Source organism: Pseudomonas sp. NFACC41-3 (genome assembly GCF_900109505.1).
GTDB lineage: Bacteria > Pseudomonadota > Gammaproteobacteria > Pseudomonadales > Pseudomonadaceae > Aquipseudomonas > Aquipseudomonas chlororaphis.
In genome coordinates this window covers 974,980-995,769 of sequence record NZ_FOAE01000002.1, presented here as the reverse complement: position 1 = coordinate 995,769, position 20,790 = coordinate 974,980, and the positions used below count along the sequence as shown (strand labels likewise).

General features: G+C 66.0%; 8 protein-coding genes. 4 read left to right on the top strand and 4 right to left on the bottom strand.

Annotated features, from left to right (window positions below):
* Positions 1-140: 140 nt before the first annotated feature.
* Complete coding sequence (locus BMY68_RS14005) at positions 141-13,169, bottom strand: non-ribosomal peptide synthetase (protein ID WP_085531651.1); 13,029 nt, start codon at positions 13,167-13,169, stop codon at positions 141-143.
* Between the two features lie 375 nt (positions 13,170-13,544).
* On the opposite strand from BMY68_RS14005, the gene BMY68_RS14000 reads away from it, so the two are divergent.
* A complete protein-coding gene (locus tag BMY68_RS14000) occupies positions 13,545-14,093 on the top strand; it encodes an RNA polymerase factor sigma-70 (RefSeq protein WP_007922891.1) in 549 nt (182 codons plus the stop codon).
* A gap of 56 nt (positions 14,094-14,149) precedes the next feature.
* Here the strand turns inward: BMY68_RS14000 and BMY68_RS13995 are convergent, their stop codons facing one another.
* From BMY68_RS13995 to BMY68_RS13985, 3 genes are all read right to left on the bottom strand, one after another.
* Entirely contained in the window at positions 14,150-14,587 is a 438-nt protein-coding gene (locus BMY68_RS13995) for a pyoverdine biosynthesis protein (RefSeq protein ID WP_085531652.1), read from the bottom strand.
* Positions 14,588-14,670: 83 nt separating this feature from the next.
* Positions 14,671-15,462, bottom strand: a complete 792-nt coding sequence (locus BMY68_RS13990; protein ID WP_062825109.1) for a substrate-binding periplasmic protein — start codon at positions 15,460-15,462, stop codon at positions 14,671-14,673.
* Positions 15,463-15,568: 106 nt separating this feature from the next.
* Positions 15,569-16,192: a TetR/AcrR family transcriptional regulator gene (locus tag BMY68_RS13985; RefSeq protein WP_009044910.1), complete on the bottom strand. Its 624-nt coding sequence runs from the start codon at positions 16,190-16,192 to the stop codon at positions 15,569-15,571.
* Between the two features lie 210 nt (positions 16,193-16,402).
* Here BMY68_RS13985 and BMY68_RS13980 point away from each other — a divergent pair, with 210 nt between their 5' ends.
* The 3 genes from BMY68_RS13980 to atuC are packed head-to-tail and all read left to right on the top strand — an operon-like array spanning position 16,403 to position 20,710.
* Entirely contained in the window at positions 16,403-18,193 is a 1,791-nt protein-coding gene (locus BMY68_RS13980) for an acyclic terpene utilization AtuA family protein (RefSeq protein WP_085531654.1), read from the top strand.
* A gap of 12 nt (positions 18,194-18,205) precedes the next feature.
* Positions 18,206-19,090: an SDR family oxidoreductase gene (locus tag BMY68_RS13975; protein WP_085531656.1), complete on the top strand. Its 885-nt coding sequence runs from the start codon at positions 18,206-18,208 to the stop codon at positions 19,088-19,090.
* Positions 19,091-19,093: 3 nt separating this feature from the next.
* Positions 19,094-20,710 (top strand): geranyl-CoA carboxylase subunit beta, encoded by a 1,617-nt coding sequence (atuC, locus tag BMY68_RS13970; RefSeq protein WP_085531658.1) that lies wholly within the window; start codon positions 19,094-19,096, stop codon positions 20,708-20,710.
* Positions 20,711-20,790 lie beyond the last annotated feature (80 nt).

Below are 20,790 nucleotides of genomic sequence, written 5' to 3'. Positions count from 1 at the left end.
AGGGTTCAGTCAATCGGACGAGTTCGAAGAAAAGTGCAGGCCTGGAGATTTTTCGCGAGCAAGCTCGCTCCTACAGGGTTTGATATGACCTCTGTAGGAGCGAGCTTGCTCGCGATAGCGCCAGGCCTGACAACGCCGGACTACAACCCTTCCAGCTCCGCCATCAGGTCGCTCAGGCGATCGACCTTCTCCTCGTTGATTTCACTGCTCGCCAGGCCGTCGATGTACTGCGCCAGCTCCTCCACCGTGCTGCACTCGAACATCGCACGCAGCGGCACGTTGCGTTGCAGGGTCTTCTGCACCCGCGAGGCGATCTGCGTGGCCAGCAGCGAATGCCCGCCCAGCTCGAAGAAGTTGTCCCGGACCCCGACCCGTTCGACCTTGAGCACCTCGGCCCAGATAGCGGCCAGGGTCTGCTCCAGTTCGCTGCGCGGTGCCAGGTAGTCCTGGCTGTGCAGCTGGCCGATCTCCAGGGCCGGCAGGGCCTTGCGGTCGAGCTTGCCATTGGCGTTGAGCGGCAGGCGCTCCAGCCACAGCCAGTGCAGCGGCACCATGTATTCCGGCAGCTCGGCGCGCAGGCGTTGCTTGATGCGCTCCAGGCGTTCCGTTGGGTTCAGCGGCGAGTCGCTCGCCACCAGGTAGCCCACCAAATGCTTGCCGTTGACGCCTTCCTGCACGCCGACCGCCGCGTCGCGGACTTCCGGTTGTTCGTGCAGGCGGGCTTCGATTTCCCCCAGCTCGATGCGGTAGCCACGGATCTTCACCTGATGGTCGATCCGCCCGACGTACTCCAGCACGCCATCGGCGCGGCGTCGTGCCAGGTCGCCGGTGCGGTACAGGCGTTCGCCCGGGGCACCGAACGGATGCGGCACGAACACCTGCGCGGTGCGCAGCGGATCGCTGACATAACCACGGCCGACCCCGGTACCGGCGACGCACAGCTCGCCCACCGCGCCCAGTGGCACCAGCTCCAGCGCGCCATCCATCAGGTACAGGCGGTTGTTGTCGGTCGGCGTACCGATCGGCAGGTAGCTGCCACGGGTCGAAGCCATGTCGACGCGGTAGAAGGCCACGTCATCCGAACACTCGGCCGGACCGTAGGCGTTGACCAGGCCGATCTGCGGGTAACGCAGCAACCATTGGTGCGCCAGCTCCGGCGGCATCGCCTCGCCGGTCGGCAGCATCCAGCGCAGGCCATCAAGGTCGATCGACTCCTGGGCGAGCATGCCCTGGATCAGCGACGGCACGCTTTCCAGCACGCTGATGCGCTGCGCCTGCACATGGGCCAGCAAACCTTGCGGATCATGGGCGATGGCGTTCGGCACGATGTCCACCCGCGCGCCGAACAGCGGCGCGGCGAGGAACTGCCAGACCGAAATGTCGAAGCTCTGCGACGCGGTCTGGGCGATCACATCGGCTTCGCTCAATTGCAGGTATGGCACCTTGCTCAGCTGGTTGTTGAGCATGCCGCGCTGCTCGACCATCACGCCCTTGGGCAGGCCGGTGGAGCCCGAGGTGTAGATCACATAGGCCAGGTTGTCCGAGCCGCTGTAGATCCCCGGGTTGTCCTGCGAATGATCGGCCGCTTGCACCTCTTCCCACACCAGCAAACGTGGTCGGTTGGCGCAAGCGAATTCGTCGAGCAAGGCTCGCGCCTGTTCCTGGCAGGCCGCGGTGCACACCAGCAACGGCGTGCGGCTCAGCTCGATGATCCGCCCCAGGCGCTGGCCCGGCAGGCCCGGGTCCAGCGGCAGGTAGCCGGCGCCGGCCTTGAAGCTGCCGATGATCATGCCCAGCAGGTCCAGGCTGCGCTCGGCCAGCAGGGCCACCGGCTGGTCCAGGCCCACGCCGTTGGCGATCAGGGCGTGGCCCAGGCGGTTACTGCGCTGGTTCAGTTCGGCATAGCTGTAGTGCAAGTCCTGGCAACTGGCGGCGATGCGTTGCGGATGCGCCGCCACCTGGGCCTCGAACAGTTCGACGTAGCTGCGCTGCAGCGGGTAGTCATGCTCGCTCTGGTTGCAGCCGGCGAGCAGGAAGTCCTGCTCTGCTGCGCCCAGCAGCGGCAGCTCGGCCATGTCGCCATGGAAGCCCTGCACCAGCGCCAGCAGCAGCCGCTTGAACTCGCCGAGCATGCGCTCGATGGTCGCCTGCTCGAAGTAGCGCTGGTCGTAGGACAGGTGCAGCCCCAGGTCATCCCCCGGGTAGCACACCGCGGTCAGCGGGAAGTTGGTGTGGGTGCGGCCGGAATCCGAGGTGGCGTTCAGGCTTTGCGCGCGGTCCAGCACCGAGACTTCCACCGGCGCGTTCTCGAACACGAACAGGCTGTCGAACAGCGGCTGGCCCTTGGGCAGTTCGCTGTTTTCCTGGATCGCCACCAGCGGCAGGTATTCGTACTCGCGCAGCTCCATGTTGCGTTCCAGCAGGCTGCTGAGCCATTGACGCACGCTCAGGCGCTGGCCGTCTTCGGGTAGCTGCACCCGCAGCGCGATGCTGTTGATGAACAGGCCGACGGTGCGCTGCATCTCGGGCATTTGCACCGGACGCCCGGCCACGGTGACGCCGAACAGCACGTCACCCTCGCCGCTCAGGCGCCGCAGGACCAGGGCCCAGGCCGCCTGGGCGAAGGTGTTGACGGTCAACTGATGCTGCTGCGCCAACTCACGCAATTGCGCGCCGTCGCGGGCATCGAGACGGGTGTAGCAGTCACCGACGATCATGCCGCCGCTGTCGCCGGCGTGTTCGCGCAGGAACGGCCGGTCGCTCGGAATCGGCGTGGTGCGCTCGAAGCCTTGCAGGTTGTTTTTCCACCACTGGCGCGCCTCGGCCAGGCTCTGGCGTTGCAGCCAGCCGATGTAGTCGCGGTAGCGTGGCGGCACGCTCAGCTGGGCTTCGCGACCTTCGCCCAGGGCGGTGTAGATCTCGAAGAAGTCGTTCATCAACAGCGAACGGCACCAGGCATCGATCAGGATGTGGTGGTTGCTCATCATGAACCAGTAGCGCGCGGCCCCCACTCGGATCAGCCGCAGGTGGAACGGTGCCTGGCTGAGCAGATCGAAACCGGCCTCGCGCTCGCTTTTCAGCAGCGCCTGCAGCTTCGGTTCCTGCTCGTCTTGCGCGACAGCGCTCCAGTCCAGGAACTCGATCGGCGTGCTGCCCGGCTTGTGGATAACCTGCAGCATGTCTTCGCCGACGTTCCAGCAGAAGGACGCGCGCAGGGCTTCGTGACGGGCCACCACCGCCTGCCAGGCCTGGGCGAAACGCACCGGGTCCAGCTCGCTGTCGATGCGGTAGCGGTCCTGCATGTAGTACAGGCCGGTGCCCGGCTCCAGCAGGGTGTGCAGCAGCATGCCCTCCTGCATCGGGGTCAGTGGGTAGACGTCCTCGATGGCGCTGGCCGACACCGGCAGCGCGTCCAGTTGTGCCTGGGTCAGGCGTGCCAGGGGGAAGTCCGACGGCGTCAGGCCGCCGGCATCGTCCTCCAGGCAATGGCCGATCAGGCTGTGCAGTTCGCCGAGGTAGGCCTGGGCCAGCGCGTCGATGCTCTGCACATCGAAACGCTCGCCGCTGAAGGTCCAGCGCAGCACCAGCTCGCCGGCGTAGACCTGGCTGTCGATGCTCAGCTCGTTGGGCAGCGGCGCTTCCGGCGAATGGGCGGCGCCCACCGGCTCGTCCAGCGGACGGAACAGCGCGTCGCTGGCAAAGCTCTGGTCGAACTGCCCCAGGTAGTTGAAGGTGACCGGCGCTTGCGGCAAGGCCGCCATGCCCTGCTGGATAGCCCCGTCGGCCAGGTAGCGCAGCACGCCATAACCCAGGCCTTTATGCGGCACGGCGCGCAACTGCTCCTTGATCGCCTTGATCGAGGCGCCCTGCCCGGCCGCTTCCTCTATAGCCAGCGGGGTCAGGCGCAGCGGGTAAGCGCTGGTGAACCAGCCGACCGTGCGGGTCAGGTCGATCTCGTCGAACAGGGTTTCGCGGCCATGGCCTTCGAGCTGGATCAGCGCCGAAGCCTCGCCGGTCCAGCGGCACAACACACGGGCCAGGGCCGTCAGCAGCAGGTCGTTGACCTGGGTGCGGTAGGCGCTCGGCGCCTGTTGCAGCAACTGCCGGGTGCGCTCGGCATCCAGCTTCACGCTGACGGTCTGCGCATGCTTGTTCTGCCGCCCGCCCTGGGCGTGCTGCACCGGCAGCGTCGCCGCCGGGCCAGCCAATTGGTCCTGCCACCAGCTCAACTCTTCGCGCAGCGACTCGCTGCCGGCATAGGCCTGCAGGCGTGACGCCCAATCGCGCAAGGCGCTGGTTTTCGCCGGCAGGCGCGGCGTTTGCTGAGCTTCAAGCTGGCGGTAGAGGTTTTGCAGATCCTCCAGCAACACCCGCCAAGACACGCCGTCGACCACCAGGTGATGGATGGCGATAAACAGGCGTTGCTGCGCATCCGGACCGTCCACCAACAGCGCGCGCAACAGCGGTCCGTTGGCCAGGTCCAGGCTGCGCTGCGCCTCGGCGAACAACGCCGGGCATTGCTCCATGGAAGCCACGCGCATCTGCATCAGCAGTGGCGCCTCGGACAGCGGCTGGTGCTCGGCCCGCCATTGGCCGTCGACCTGGGTGAAGCGCAGGCGCAGGGCGTCATGCTGGGCCAGCACCGCGTGCAACGCTTGCTCCAGCAACTGCCCATCGAGCACCTGGGTCGGCGCCAGCAGCAGGGCCTGGTTCCAGTGCTGACGCTCGGGGATCGCACTGTCGAAGAACCAGTGCTGGATCGGTGTCAGGTGCGACTCGCCGCTGAGCAAGCCTTGCTCGGCGACGATCCGCTCGCTGCGGCTGGCCACCGCGGCCAGGGTTTGCACGGTCTGATGCTGGAACAGGTCCCGCGGGCTGAAATGAATGCCCAGCTGACGGGCGCGGCTGACCACCTGGATTGACAGGATCGAGTCGCCGCCCAGTTCGAAGAAGTTGTCGTGCAGGCCGACCTGCCGCAGGTTCAGCACGTCGCACCAGACCTGGGCCAGGGTCTGCTCCAGCTCGTTGCTCGGCGCCACGTACTGCTGGCGGTTGAGCTCCAGGTCCGGCGCCGGCAAGGCGCGGCGGTCGAGCTTGCCGTTGGCGGTCAGCGGCATGCTCGCCAGCAGGATCAGGTGGGTAGGCACCATGTAATCCGGCAGGTGGATTTTCAGCTGCGCCTTGATCGCCTCGCGCAGGGCCGCCTGTTGCTCGTCGCCTTGCTCGGCGATATCCGTCACCAAATAGCCGGCCAGCTGTTTGCCGCCCGGCATGTCCAGGGCCAGCACCACCGCTTCGCGCACGGCGTCATGTTCCAGCAGGCGGTTTTCGATTTCCCCCAGCTCGATACGGAAGCCGCGAATCTTCACCTGATGGTCGACCCGGCCGATGTATTCCACCAGGCCATCGGCGCACTGGCGCACCAGGTCGCCGGTGCGATACAGGCGCCCGCCATTTGTACTGAACGGGTCGGCCACGAAGCGCTCGGCGCTCATGCCCGGACGCTGGTGGTAACCCTGGGCCAGGCCCGCCCCGCCGACATACAGCTCACCGGTGGCGCCTTGCGGCAGCAGGGCCAGATCGGCGTCGAGGATGTAGGCCACGCGCTCACCCACCAGCGTGCCGATCGGTACGCTGCCGGCGCCCTCTTCCAGTTGTTCCGGCGCCAGGCTGGCCAGCGGCATGACCACGGTTTCGGTCGGGCCGTAGGCGTTGAAGAACAGGCTCGGCTTGAACGCCGCGCGGATGCGGCTCAGGTGTTCGCCGGTCAGCGCCTCGCCACCAGTGATGCACATGCGCACCGGCAGGGTCTGGCCCTGGGTCGCCAGCCACTGCGCCAGCTGGCTGCCGTAGCTCGGGGTAAAACCGAGGATGTTGATACGGTGCTCACGGATCAGCTGGCAGATCTCTTGCGCATCCCACTGCCCTTGCGCCCGCAGCACCACCTGGGCGCCGCTGAGCAGCGGCACCAGCAGACGCTCGGTGGCGGCGTCGAAGTTGATGGAATAGAAGTGCAGCTCGCAGTCGTCCGCACGCATGCCGAAGCGCTCGATCACCGCGCGGCAGTGCATGGCGATCTCGCCATGGGACACCACCACGCCCTTGGGCTTGCCGGTGGAGCCCGAGGTGTAGATCAGGTACGCCTGGTGCTGCGGCAGGCTGATAAAGGGCAGCTCGCTGGCCGGGTAGTTGGCCAGTTGCGCGCCGTCCTCTTCCAGGCACCAGCGCGCCACGCTGGCTGGCAACTCACCCAAAGCCTGGAACATCGCCGCATCGCTGAGCAGCAAACCGATACCACTGTCATCGATCATGTAGTGCAGGCGGTCCAGCGGGTATTCCGGGTCCAGCGGCACGTAGGCGCCGCCGGCCTTGAGGATCGCCAGCAGGCCGATGACCATTTCCAGCGAGCGCTCCAGGGCCAGGCCGACCCGCACCTGCGGGCCGACGCCACGCTCACGGAGCATCCAGGCCAGGCGGTTGGCGCGGCTGTCGAGCTCGGCATAGCTCAGGGTCTGCCCGGCGAACGTCAGGGCCGGCGCGTCCGGGCGCAGCAGCGCCTGCTCGCTGAACAAGTGATGGATGCACTGGTCCAGGCGATGTTCGCCGGGCTCGACACCCAGGCTGTCCAACAGCTGCTGTTGTTCGACGCGGTCCAGCAGCGGCAATTCGCTCAAGCGCTGCTCGGGGCTCTCGATCAAGGCCGCGATCAAGGCCTCCAGCAGGTTGCGCCAGTGCGCCGCCATGCGCGCGATGCGCGGTTCGTCGAACAGGTCGGTGCTGTAGGTCAGGCAGCAACCCAGGCGATGATCGAGATCGGTGACTTCCAGGTTGAGGTCGAACTTGGTGGCCCGCGCATCGTTGGCCAGGTATTCCACGGTCATGCCGGCCAGGCTGCGGCTCTGCTGGAACTCCCAGCGCTGAACATTGCACATCACCTGGAACAGCGGGTTATAGGCGGCGCTGCGCGGCGGTTGCAGGGCTTCCACCAGGTGGTCGAACGGCAGGTCCTGATGGGATTGGCCTTCGATCACGGTATGCCGCACCTGCTCGAAAAGCTCGCCGACGCTCATCTGCCCGTCGAGCTGGCAACGCAGCACCTGGGTGTTGAGGAAAGCGCCGATCAGCCCCTCGCTTTCCGGGCGGATGCGGTTGGCCACCGGCGCACCGATGCGCAGGTCGGTCTGGCCGCTGTAGCGATAGAGCAGCACGGCCAAAGTGGCGGTCATGGTCATGAACAGGGTCAGGCCATGTTCGGCGTTGAAGCGCCGCACCCGTGCCGCCAGCTCGTCGCTCAGGTCGAAGCGGTACAACTCACCGCGGTGGCTCTGCACCGGCGGCCGCGGCCGGTCGCCCGGCAGTTCCAGCAGCGGATGTTCGTTGCCCAGTTGCGTGGTCCAGTAATCCAGCTGGCGCTGACGCTCGCCGGACTCCAGCCACTGGCGCTGCCAGACGCTGTAGTCCAGATACTGCACCGGCAGCGGTTCCAGCGGCGAGTCGCGGTCGTCGATAAAGGCTTCGTACAACGCGCTCAGCTCACGGGCGAAGATGTCCATCGCCCAGCCTTCGGTGACGATGTGGTGCAGGGTCAGCACGAAGTAGTGCTCATGCTCCGCCGCCTTGACCAGGCAGGCGCGCAGCAGCGGACCGGTCTCCAGGTCGAACGGCCGGTGCGCCTCGCTGTCGGCCAGCTGTTGCAGGCGTTGCTCGCGGGCCGTTGCATCCAGCATGGAGAAATCCTTCCAGCCCATGCGCACGCCGGTTTCCCCGTGCACCCGTTGTTGGGCCACGCCGTCGACGCTAGGGAAGGTGGTGCGCAGGGTTTCGTGGCGCAGGATCAGCGCCTGCAGCGCCGCCTCGAAACGCCCGACATCCAGCACGCCCGTAAAGCGCGCCATGCCGCCGACGTTGTAGGCCGGGCTGTCCGGCTCCATCTGCCAAAGGAACCACATGCGCTGCTGGGAATAGGACAGCGGTACCGGCTGGCTGCGATCGACCCTGGCGATCGGCGGCTGCTGGTTGCGCTTGCCGGCTTCCTGGATCAGCCGCACCTGCTCGGCGAAGTCGCCCAGCTCGCTGGCTTCGAACAGGGTCCGCAGCGGCAACTCGACGTCGCAGGCCTGGCGGGTCCGGGAAATGATCTGCGTGGCCAGCAGCGAGTGGCCGCCCAGGGCAAAGAAATCATCGCGCAAGCCAATGCGCTGCTGCCCCAGCACCTCGCGCCAGATCGCCGCGATCCGCTGTTGCAACTCAGTGACGGGTTCGACGTGTTCACGCACCTGCCATTGCGGTTCCGGCAAGGCGCGGCGGTCGAGCTTGCCGCTCGGGCTCAGGGGCATGGCCGAAAGAAGCATCAGTTGCGCCGGCACCATGTACTCCGGCAGCTCACTGGCCAGGGCGGTTTTCAGGCGCGCGGTCTGCGCCCCCTCCTCTTCCCCATCCGCGCTGGCGGTGTAATAACCGATCAGCTGCGCACCGGCCGCGGTCTCGCGTACCAGTACCGCGGCCTGGGCCACGCCCTCCTGGGCCAGCAGGCGCGCTTCGATTTCCTGGGGCTCGACGCGAAAGCCGCGCAGCTTGACCTGCTGGTCGAGACGCCCGAGGTATTCCAGCGCGCCATCGGCCGCCCAGCGCACCCGGTCGCCGGTGCGGTACAGGCGCGCGCCGTCGCTGCTCAGCGGGTCGACGACAAAACGTTCGGCGCTCAGCCCTGGCCGCCCCAGGTAACCACGGGCCAGGCCGATCCCGGCAATGCACAGCTCGCCCGGCACCCCGACCGGCACCGGGTTGAGGTCGGCGTCCAGCACCCGGCAAATCACGTTGCCCAGCGGACGGCCGATGGGCGAACGCTGGCCATCGACACTGCGGCAATGCCAGTGGGTAACGTTGATCGCGGTTTCGGTCGGGCCGTAGCGGTTGTGCAGCTGGGCGTTCGGCAGTTGCTCCAGCACCCGGTCGCGCAATTCGGCCGGCAAGGCTTCGCCACCGGAGAACAGCCGGCGCAGGCTGCTGCATCCGGCGCTCAACGGCTCATCGACGAACAGCTGCAACAGCGGCGGCACGAAGTGCAGCGTGGTCACGCCGTATTGCTGCACCAACTGGGCGATGCGATGCGGGTCGCGGTGTTCGCCCGGCGCGGCCAGCAGCAGGCGGCAGCCGGTGATCAGCGGCCAGAAGCACTCCCACACCGACACGTCGAAGCTGATCGGCGCCTTTTGCATCAGCACATCGCTGGCGTCCAGGCGGTAAGTGTTCTGCATCCACTGCAAGCGTTCGCTCAGGGCCGCGTGGGTGTTGCCCACGCCCTTGGGCTGCCCGGTGGAGCCGGAGGTGTAGATCACATAGGCCAGGTTGTCGCCGTGCAGGTGCAGGCCCGGCGCATGGCTCGGCCAGCTGTCGAGCTTGAGGCTGTCCATGGCGATGGCGCTGACGCCGGCGGCCTGGGGCAGGCGCTCGAGTAGGTGGGTCTGGGTCAGCAGCAGCTCGACGCCACTGTCGGCCAGCATGTAGGCCAGGCGCTCGACCGGGTAGTCCGGGTCCAGCGGCACATAGGCGCCGCCGGCCTTGACGATCGCCAGCAGGCCGATCAACAGCTGCGGCGAACGCTCGGCGGCGATGGCCACGCAGACATCCGGGCCGACCCCTTTGTCGCGCAGGTAATGGGCCAGGCGGTTGGCCTGGGCATGCAGCTCGGCAAAGCTCAGCTCGCCGCCCTGCCACACCAGCGCGGTGCGTTCCGGGGTCTGCTGCAATTGTGCTTCGAGCAGCTCGGGCAGCCACTGGCTGGCCGCCGCGCACGGGGCTTCGCTCCACTGTTGCTGCTGCGCCTGCTCGCAGGGGTTGAGCAACGGCAGGTCAGCGATGGCGGTCTGCGGACGCGCACAGGCTTCGCGCAGCAGGCTGACGAAATGCTCGGCCAGGCGCTCGACGGTCGCGGCCTCGAACAATTCGCTGGCGTAGTCGAAGGACAGGCTCAGGCGGCCGTTGCGGTCTTCTTCACTGTGCAGTTGCAGGTCGAACTTGGCCTCGCGGCTGTGCCACGGCAACTCCTCGGCCAGCAGCCCGGGCAACCGGCGCAGGGCACCGAGGTCACGCTGCTGGTGGTTGAACATGACCTGGAACAGCCCCTGTTCGCGGGCCTGGGGGAAGGCTTCGAGCAGTTGCTCGAACGGCAGGTCCTGATGGGCCTGGGCCTGCAGCGCGGCCTGGCGGGTCTGCGCCAACAGCTCAACGAACGGCAGGCGCCCGTCCACCTCGGCGCGCAGCACCAGGGTGTTGATGAAGAAACCGATCAGGCCCTGGGTTTCCAGGCGCGGACGGTTGGCGTTGGGCACGCCGATACGGATGTCGCGCTGGCCGCTGTAGCGATGCAGCAGGCTCTGGAACGCCGTGAGCAACAGCATGAAAGGTGTGGATTCATGGGCCTGGGCGGTCTGGCGAATGGCGTCGCTCAGGCTCGCGCCCAGGCGCAGGCTGTGCCGCGCGGCGCTGTGTTGCCGTTGCGCCGAACGTGGGTGATCGGTGGCCAGTCCCAGGCTCGGGTGCTCGTCGCCCAACTGCTGCTTCCAGTAGGCCAATTGCCGTTCGCCTTCGCCCTGGGCCAGCCACTGGCGCTGCCAGCTGCCGTAGTCGGCGTACTGCAACGGCAGCGGCGCCAGGCTCGTCGCCTGGCCTTGCGAGGCGGCGGCATAGAGGCGCGAGAACTCGTCGATCAGCACATTCAGCGACCAGCCGTCGGCGATGATGTGGTGCAGGGTCACCAGCAGTTGGTGCTCTTCGTCATCGAGGCGCACCAGGGTCACCCGGAGCAGCGGGCCTTGTTCCAGGTCGAACCGGGTACGGGCCTCATCCTCACGGATCTGTTGCGCCCGCGCTTCGCGCTCGGCCAGCGGCAGGTCGCTGAGGTCGATCACCTGCAGATTGAATTCGCAGGCCGGCAGGACCTGTTGCAGCGCCTGGCCGTCGCGCTCGAAAAAGCGCGTACGCAGGGATTCGTGGCGTTCGATCAGTTGCTGGAAGCTGGCGCGCAGCGCGTCTTCGTCCAGCTCGCCACGCAGGCGCAGGCCACCGGGAATGTTGTAGGCGCTGCCGTGCGGGTCGAGCAGCCAGGTGATCCACAGGCGGTTCTGCGCCAGGGATTGAGGCAGCGCCTCGGCACGCGACAAGGCGTTGATCGCGCCCTGGGCCAGGCCGCCGTCCTGTTGCAACTGGGCGACCTGCGCGGCGAAGGCGCCAAGGGTCGGCGCCTCGAACAGCAGGCGCAGGTTCAGCTCCAGGCCGAGTGCTTCACGCAGGCGCGCGACGACCTGGGTCGCGGCGATGGAGTTGCCGCCCAACAGGAAGAAGTGATCGTCGCTCGCTACTTGCTCGACTTGCAGCTGTTCGCGCCAGATGCGGCCGATCAGTTCTTGCAGTTCGCTGGCCGCTTCGCCGCTGGCCTCGCCGGCCACAGCCTGGCGACTAGGGAACTGGGCATAACTGTCGAGGCTGCCATCGGCCAGACGGTTGCGGCAGGCCGAACGTTGCAGCTTGCCGCTGGACGTCTTGGGCAGGGCGCCGGGATTGAGCAGGACCACCACGCTCGGCGCTTGCTGACAGGCCTCGGCCACGGTCTGGCGAATCAGCTTGATCAGCGCGTCCGGCGTGAGGATCTTCTGCACGCTGCGGCTGATTTCCGCGGCGATACCGATGCCTTCCTCGCCCTGCTCGGTGACGGCGAACGCCGCCACCCGGCCCTTGCGCACCACCTCGACTTCACGCTCGATGGTCTGCTCGATGTCCTGTGGATAAAGGTTGTGCCCACGCACGATCAGCATGTCTTTCAAGCGGCCGGTAATGAACAGCTCGCCATCGCGCATGAAACCCAGATCGCCGGTGCGCAGCCAGGTCCGGCCGGCATGCTCGACAAAGGTCTTGGCCGTGGCCTCAGGGTTGCGCCAGTAACCATGGGCGATGCTCGGGCCGGCAGCCCAGACTTCACCGACCCGGTTGTCTTCCAGCTCGGCCAGGGTATTGGGCTCGACGATCAGCACCGCGTGCTCGGGCTGGCGGGTGCCGCAGCTCATCATGGCGTTGCCGGTGCCCGGCTCGGCGCGGTTCTGCGCCAGGGCCTGCTCGTCCAGGCGCAGGGCCGGGATGCCCTGGCCACGGGTGCCACCGGCGACAAACAGGGTGGCTTCGGCCAGGCCATAGGAGGCGAAGAAATGATTCGAGGTGAAACCGCAGGCGGCGAACTTCTCGGCGAAGCGCTCCAGGGTGTCCAGGCGGATCGGCTCGGACCCGGAATAGGCCACGCGCCAGCGGCTGAGATCCAGGCGTTCCAGGGCCGACTCGCTGACTCGCTCGCTGCACAGGCGGTAGGCGAAGTCCGGGCCACCGCTGATGGTGCCGCCGTATTCGCTGATCGCCTCCAGCCAGCGCAACGGTCGGCCGAGGAAATACGCCGGCGACATCAATACGCAGGGCACACCGCTGAAGATCGGTTGCAGCAGGCCGCCGATCAGGCCCATGTCGTGGTACAGCGGCAGCCAGCTGACGATCACGTCGTCGGGGTTGAGATCGATGCCGAAGCCGCGGCGGATCAGCAGCTCGTTGGCCACCAGGTTGCCGTGGCTGACCTGCACGCCCTTGGGCAAGGCGGTGGAGCCCGAGGTGTATTGCAGGAAGGCGATGTCGTCGCCGCGCAGTTCGGTGGCCGTCCAGCCTTCGGCCAGGCTCGCCGCCAGGGTATCCACGCAGAGCAGTTGCGGCGCGTCGACACCTTGCAGCTCGTCCATCTGCGCCAGGGAGTCGCGCAGCCCGCTGCTGGTCAGCAGCAGCCGCGGCTCGGCGTCGGCGATGATCGAGATCAGCCGCTCCTGGTGATGGCGTCGGCTCGACTCCGGCGGATAGGCCGGCACCGCGATGACCCCGGCATACAGGCAGGCGAAAAAGGCCGCGACATAGTCCGGGCCGCTGGGGAACAGCAGCACTGCGCGATCGCCCAAGCCGGCATTGGCCTGCAGCGCCGCGGCGATGGTCCGGGCACGCAAATCCAGGTCGCGATAACTGAGGACCACGCTCTGATCCTGCTCTTCGGCAAGGAAGCGCAAGGCCACTTGATCGGGGGTCTGAGCCGCCCGGCGTTGAAGGGCTTGAGCCAGAGTGCTGGGGAGTTCGAACGCGTCCATCATGGGGTTTCCTGCGCGGATTGTGCTTGCACGTAGAGCCGCGGGAAAAAGCCGCGGCCGTTACATAAACCTTTGAAAAATAAAGGCCCCTGCCCTCGGAATGGGACATCTGGAGAGCGCTGTGGCGGGATGTTCCACCCGGAACCTTTCTCCAATGAGAACGGATGGCGTCTTGAAATAATTAGTCCGCACTCTGCCCTCGAACCCCTTCACAAAGTGCGACAACGAGCCGCAGTTCTCACTCTGCACCAAAGATGCTCATTAATTCTCTTTCTCAATTGACAATCATTATCATTAAGAATAATTTGTCGCTCGATGTGTAAGACGAATCTGAAATTTCTGTCGTCCTACTAACCCTTTTGCAGCAAGGTGATTTCCATGACGGAACAAGTATCCACAAGCAGGTGCGATTCACCGCTACTCCAGGCCTTCGTCGACAACCGCCTGATCCTGGTCAAGATCGCGGCGCGTATTACCGGCTGTCGTTCCCGTGCCGAAGACGTGGTGCAAGACGCGTTCTTCCGGCTGCAATCGGCGCCGCAGATCACCTCGTCGTTCAAGGCGCAGTTGAGCTATCTGTTCCAGATCGTGCGCAACCTGGCGATCGACCACTATCGCAAGCAGGCGCTGGAGCAGAAGTATTCGGGCACTGAAGAAGAGGGTCTGAATGTGGTCGTGCAGGGAGCGTCGCCGGAAACCTCACACATCAATTTCTCGACCCTGGAACACATTGCCGACGCGCTGACAGAGCTGCCCAGCCGCACCCGCTATGCGTTCGAGATGTATCGCCTGCATGGCGTGCCGCAAAAGGACATCGCCAAGGAACTCGGGGTCTCGCCGACCCTGGTGAATTTCATGATTCGCGATGCGCTGGTGCATTGCCGCAAAGTCTCTGGCAACCGCGCCGACACCTACGCCCGTCACTGATCCGCGCCACACGCTACTCCCGCACCTGATCGCGATAGCCACCGTCAGCCACGGCGCTACCGCGAACAGGAACGCTCCCGCCAGATTTTCTCGACCGCCTGATGCCGTCCGACACCCCGCCCCTGCGCCAGAATCAGCAGGGCGGCGCGCTTGTGGGAAAAATCGAAGGCTCTCCCACAATGCAGGCAACGCTCCTGCTGCTCGAGCCTCTGGCCAGCGTCCTCGGCCAGCCATTCGCGCGGCCCGTGGTCGAGGCATAACGAATGCACCAGGGTCGATAACCAGCCGGCCATCCACTCGTCACGCCATCCTTCTTGCCCACGCAAGGCTTGCAGCACCTCGCTGCCCGCCGGTGGCAGTGGCGTGCCAGGGCCGCGGCCGGCACCGCTGGTTTCAATACCGGCCAGGCACAGCGGTTGCAAGCCGGCGGGATCGGCGGCGCAACGGCAGGGATCGGCAACGGTCACAGCGGACAGCATATCGACAGAGGACATGGCACGGACTCAGCGTCATCAGTGTTCAACCAAATGACGTGAGCCGCACAGGGAAATTTAGGCAAGCCGCCTTGGGGGCGGCTTCATTTGGCCGGTGGCATGACCACGATGCGGTAGGGATCGAAGATCTTCAGCAATTCACCGCTGTCGCGCAGGCGCCCCAGCAACTTGGCGAAGTTTTCGCCGCTGATCGGCGCCATGGGGCGAATCAGCGCGTAGTGGTGGTAGACCTGATCGATCCGCTCGGAGGCGAACAATTGCTGCGCGGTGTCGGCATTGTGCGAAAGGAAATCACTGAGGTAGGAACGGGTCACCAGCGCAATGTCGGCACGACCGCGCAGCACCATCAGCAGGTTGCTGTCGTGGGAATAGGTCAGGGTCGCGTTGTAGGTGTCGGCCAGGTACTTGGGGTCGGCATTGAAGTTGGCGAACGCATAGTGGTAACCGCTGAACAGGGCCAGGCGCTTGCCCTTGAGGTCGGCGAAATACTCCTGGCCGCGGCCGGGCTCGCGCTGGGCGGTGAAGATTTCGGCATCTTCCAGGCCCATGTCGACGCTGGTGTGGGGAATGTTCTGCCAGCCCCAGGCCGGGTTCTCGAAAATCGCCATGTCGACGCGGCCTTGCTCGAAATCGCGAAACCGCCGGGGAATCGAGGTCGGCACCAGTACGAATTGGTAGTCGCTCTGCAGCGCGTTCAAGGCGTCCACCAGTTGCGGCAGCAGCCCGGTGTCGGCGCCCTGCTCGGGACGCACGGTATAGGGGGGAAAATGCGCCGCCCCCACGCGTACCAACTGCGCAGCGCAGGCCGGAAAAACCGTCAGGGTGGCCAGGCCCCACACCAGCACTCGCAAAGCCGTCCGCATTGGCGAAGACATCAAGGCAACTCACCTCAAGAAAGGAAACAGGGCAATGCCATTAAAGCTAGGCGGTTTCCCTGGCTTCGACAACTTTCCACTGAATAATTAATTACTTGCAGGAGGCCTACGGTTCCTTGAGCACCAGGGTCAGCGCTTCCTCGGCCAGTTGCTCGAGGGTCATGCTGCCCTCGGCGCGAAACCAGGTGGTGGTCCAGGACAGCGCCCCGGTGAGAAAACGCCGGGTAATGAACACATCGCCCTTGATAAAGCCGGCCTCCTTGGCCTCGCCCAGCACCTGCAACCAGATCCGCTCATAAATGTCGCGCAGCGCCAGGACGTCGGCCTGGCCCTGGGCCGACAACGAGCGCCATTCGTAGACCAGCACCGCCATGGCCTCGCCGCTGCCGCCCATGATCGATTGCAGCTCGCAGCGGATCAGCGCCAGCACCCGCTCGCGCACACTGCCGGCTTCGGCCAGTTCGGCGCGCATCAGGGCGGTGTTGTAGTGGATGGTTTCCTCCATCACCGCGCGCAGGATGTCGTCCTTGCTCTTGAAGTGATGAAAGATGCTGCCGGACTGGATGCCCACCGCGCCGGCCAGGTCGCGCACCGTGGTGCGCTCGTAGCCTTTGTTGCGAAACAGGTGAGCCGCGGTTTGCAGCAGCTTGCCGCGGGCGCTGTCCGGGTCGGTCAGTTGCCCGTTGGCGACCAGCTGGCGCATCACCAGCAAGGCTTTTTGCTCGTCCACGGCCTCTCTCCTACATTCGCTCGATCGTTATGCGGCGCAGCCCCCTGAAACAGGGAGCTTGCGCGCGCAATTTAAGCCCGCGGGGACGACCAAGCAAGCGCTTGGGAATAAGATATTTCCGACATTTACAAACCAAGCGCTTGCTTGGTAGTCTCGATCCAGTTCTGTCATCGCGTCTTTTTATCGAGTCTTTTATCGAGAGCCCCAGCCATGACCAAGACCCTCCGCATCGGTTGTGCCAGCGCCTTCTGGGGCGACACCTCGAGCGCCGCCGCGCAACTGGTGCAGGGTGGCCGCCTGGATTACCTGGTGTTCGACTACCTGGCCGAGATCACCCTGTCGATCATGGCCGGCGCGCGAATGAAGGACCCTACTGCCGGCTACGCCACGGATTTCGTCGAGGTCTTGAGCCCACTGCTGGGCGAGATCGCCCGGCAGGAGATCCGGGTCATCAGCAACGCCGGCGGGATCAACCCGCAGGCCTGTGCCGCGGCCCTGCAAGCGGCCTGCGACCAGGCCGGCGTGGCCCTGAAAATCGCCGTGCTGCTGGGCGACGATCTGCAACCCCGCTTCAAGCAACTGAGCGGCAGCGGCATTCATGAGATGTTCAGCGGTGCGCCGCTGCCGCCGATGTGCGTGTCCACCAACGCCTACCTCGGCGCCCCCGGGATAGTCGAAGCCCTGAAGCTCGGCGCCGACATCGTCATCACCGGCCGCGGGGTCGACAGCGCGGTGGTCAGCGCGGCGCTGGTGCATGAATTCGGCTGGTCCTGGCACGACTACGACAAACTGGCCCAGGCCGCCCTCGCCGGGCACATCATCGAATGCGGCGCGCAGTGCACTGGCGGCAACTTCACCGACTGGCGCGACGTGCCGGACTACGAACACATCGGCTTTCCCATCGTCGAAGTCAGTGCCGATGGCCAGTTCGTGGTCAGCAAGCCCGAAGGTTCCGGTGGCCTGGTCACGCCGCTGACCGTTGGCGAACAACTGCTCTATGAGATCGGCGACCCACGGGCCTATCTGCTGCCGGACGTGGTCTGCGACTTCACCCAGGTCAAACTGCGCCAACAGGGCAAGAATGCGGTCAGCGTGCACGGCGCCAAGGGCCTGCCGCCGACCGGCCAGTACAAGGTCAGCGCCACTTACCCGGACGGTTTCCGCTGCACCGCCAGTTGCCTGATCGCCGGTATCGACGCGGTGGCCAAGGCGCGCCGGGTCAGCCAGGCGATCATCGACAAGACTACGCAAATGTTCGGCCAACGCGGCTGGGTGCCCTACAGCGAAGTCAACATCGAACTGCTCGGCAGCGAAGCCACCTATGGCCCCCACGGCCAGCGCCAGGACAGCCGCGAAGTGGTGATCAAGCTCGCCGTGCGCCATCCGGACAAACGCGCGCTGGTGCTGTTTTCCCGGGAGATCGCCCAGGCCGCCACCGGCATGGCCCCGGGCCTGACCGGCATCGTCGGCGGCCGGCCCACGGTCTATCCGCTGATCCGCCTGTTCTCGTTCCTGATCGACAAAAACGCCTGCACCCTGGAAGTCGAGATGGCCGGCCAGCGCCACCGGGTCGAGCTGCCCGAGCTCGACAGCCTCGACGCCAGCGCCCTGCCCGCGCCCCATGCCGTGGCCAGCCCCGTGGGCCGCGCCGATGCCAGCGTGGCGCTGGTCAAGCTGGCGGTGGCGCGCTCCGGCGACAAGGGCAACCACAGCAATATCGGGGTCATGGCCCGCGCCCCCGAATACCTGCCGTGGATCGCCGAGGCCCTGACACCCGCCGTCGTGGTGGACTGGATGAGCCATGTGCTGGACCCGGTGCATGGCCGGGTCCAGCGCTGGTACCTGCCGGGCACCCACAGCCTGAATTTCCTGCTGGAGAACGCCCTCGGTGGCGGCGGTGTCGCCAGCCTGCGCATCGACCCGCAAGGCAAGGCCTTCGCCCAGCAGTTGCTGGAAATCCAGATCCCGGTGCCACAGAGCATCGCCGACGCCGTCAACTGAAGGAGGCTTTTCGTGGGCTACGACTCGATTTTCAAACCCGACCTGTTCGCCGGCCAGACCCTAGTCGTCACCGGCGGCGGCAGCGGCATCGGGCGCTGCACCGCCCATGAACTGGCGGCCCTTGGCGCCCGCGTGCTGCTGGTGGGGCGCAAGGCGGACAAGCTGCACAAGGTGGCCGCGGAGATCGCCGAAGACGGCGGCCAGGCCAGCGGGCATGCCTGCGATATCCGCGACGAGGACGCGGTCAAGGCCCTGGTCAGCGAACTGATCCGTGACCACGGGCCGCTGCATGGCCTGGTCAACAACGCCGGCGGGCAGTACCCCTCGCCCCTGGCCTCGATCAACCAGAAGGGATTTGAAACCGTGCTGCGCACCAACCTGGTGGGCGGTTTTCTCATGGCCCGGGAAGTTTTCAACCAGTCCATGAGCAAGCACGGCGGCAGCATCGTCAACATGCTCGCCGACATGTGGGGCGGCATGCCCGGCATGGGCCATTCCGGCGCCGCGCGTTCGGGGATGGACAATTTCACCAAGACCGCCGCGTTCGAATGGGGCCATGCCGGGGTGCGGGTCAACGCCGTGGCGCCGGGCTGGATCGCCTCCAGCGGCATGGACACCTACGAAGGCGCGTTCAAGGCGGTGATCCCGACCCTGCGCGAACACGTGCCGCTCAAACGCATCGGCACCGAGTCGGAAGTCAGCGCCGCCATCGTCTTCCTGCTCAGCCCGGCGGCGGCCTTCATCAGCGGCAGCACCTTGCGCATCGACGGCGCCGCCAGCCTCGGCAGCCGTGCCTGGCCGCTGCACAAGGCGTCCCACAGCGAGTCCTACAACGGCTTCCACCGCGCCTACCTGCCGGATGTGCTGAAGGACGAGCCACTCAAGGACGGGAAATAAGCCATGCCAGTCATACAGTCCCAGCTCGATCCCCACGGCCCGCAGTTCCAGCAGAACCGCGAGGCGATGCTGGCCGGCATCGCGCAGATCCGCCAGCTGGAACAGAACCTGCTGGCCAAGGCCGCCGAGGCCAAGGCGAAATTCGAAAAGCGCGGGCAACTGCTGCCCCGCGAACGCCTCAATCTGCTGCTCGACCCCGGCGCGCCCTTTCTCGAACTGGCGAGCCTGGCCGGCTACAAGCTGCACGACGACAAGGACGGCAGCCAGGCCGGTGGCGGGTTGATCGCCGGCATCGGCTACGTCAGCGGCGTGCGGGTGCTGGTGGTGGCCAATAACAGTGCGATCAAGGGCGGCACCATCTCCCCCAGCGGCCTGAAAAAATCCCTGCGCCTGCAACAGATCGCCATGGAAAACAAACTGCCGGTGGTGACCCTGGCCGAAAGCGGCGGCGCCAACCTCAATTACGCGGCGGAGATTTTCGTCGAAGGCGCGCGCAGCTTCGCCAACCAGGCGCGCATGTCGGCCATGGGTCTGCCGCAGATCACCGTGGTCCACGGCTCGGCCACCGCCGGCGGGGCCTACCAGCCGGGGCTGTCGGATTACGTGGTGGTGGTGCGCGGCAAGGCCAAGCTGTTTCTCGCCGGCCCGCCCCTGCTCAAGGCCGCCACCGGCGAGGTGGCCACCGATGAAGAACTGGGCGGCGCCGAGATGCATGCGCAGGTGGCCGGCACCGCGGAATACCTGGCGGAAAACGACGGCGACGGCGTGCGCATCGTGCGGGAAATCCTCGCAGCCCTGCCGTGGAATGCCCGGCTGCCGCTACAGCCACCCCGGCCTTATGCGGAGCCGCTGTACCCGATCGACGAGCTGCTGGGGCTGATTCCCGACGACCCGAAGAAGCCGTACGACGCCCGGGAAATCATCGCGCGCATTGCCGACGGTTCGAACTTCCTCGAGTTCAAGGGCGAGTTCGACCAGCAGACCCTTTGCGGCCATTTGCAGATCCAGGGGCGCCCTTGCGGATTTATCGGCAATAACGGGCCGATCACCCCGAAAGGCGCGAGCAAGGCCGCGCAGTTCATTCAGTTGTGCGACCAGAGCGGCACCCCGCTGCTGTTTTTCCACAACACCACCGGTTTCATGGTCGGCACCGAGTCGGAGCAGCAGGGCGTGATCAAGCACGGCTCCAAGCTGATCCAGGCAGTGGCCAATGCCCGGGTGCCGAAGCTGACGATCGTGGTCGGCGGCTCCTACGGCGCCGGCAACTACGCCATGTGCGGCCGCGGCCTGGACCCGCGCTTCATCTTCGCCTGGCCCAACAGCCGCACCGCGGTGATGGGTGGCGCCCAGGCCGGCAAGGTGCTGCGCATCGTCACCGAGGCCAAGCACGCCAAGCAGGGCCAGGAGGCCGATCCGCAGATGCTGGATATGCTGGAACAGGTCACGGCGCAGAAACTCGACAGCCAGTCCACGGCCTTGTATGGCAGCGCCAACCTGTGGGACGACGGGCTGATCGACCCACGGGATACCCGCACCCTGCTGGGTTATCTGCTGGATATCTGCCACGAGGCGCAGGTTCGCCCATTGCAGCCCAACAGCTTCGGCGTCGCACGCTTCTGACCTGTAGCCGCTGCCGCAGGCTGCGATAAGGCTCAAAGGGCCTTCGAGGGCCTCAAGGGCACGTCCCCTGCGGGGCCGAT